The organism is Corynebacterium sp. HMSC077D03, from assembly GCF_001808545.1.
Classification (GTDB): Bacteria; Actinomycetota; Actinomycetes; order Mycobacteriales; family Mycobacteriaceae; genus Corynebacterium; species Corynebacterium simulans.
In genome coordinates, this window is record NZ_KV793670.1 from 1 (window position 1) to 343 (window position 343).

A 343-nucleotide genomic window follows, 5' to 3' on the forward strand; every position below is an offset into this window, starting at 1 on the left:
GTACACAAAGCCTTTCTTCGTGCGCACATATGTAATGTCGGCTACCCACAGTTTATTCGGGCTCTGAGCTTTGAATTCGCGTTCCACCAAGTCCGGGCGCAGATCCGGCACGTGAGCTTTTCGGGTTGTGATAGGTGCTCCGCCTTTGCCTTTGCCAGAAACACCGGCCAGGCGCATCAGCCGGGCAGTTTGTTCACGCCCGATATCGATTCCGTCACGGCGGAGTGCATGCCACATTTTCCGCACACCGTAAACACCGTAATTATCCCGATGAATAGCACTAATGCGTTCAACCAGCACAGCATCACGAAGACGACGAGCACTTAATCCACGGGCCTTGGAC

At 54.2% G+C, this 343-nt stretch carries 1 protein-coding gene; it reads right to left on the reverse strand.

What is annotated here, in order from left to right; genetic code table 11:
• Positions 1–343: IS3 family transposase (locus tag HMPREF2888_RS12390; protein WP_141744810.1), on the reverse strand; the 343-nt coding region annotated here is incomplete at both ends.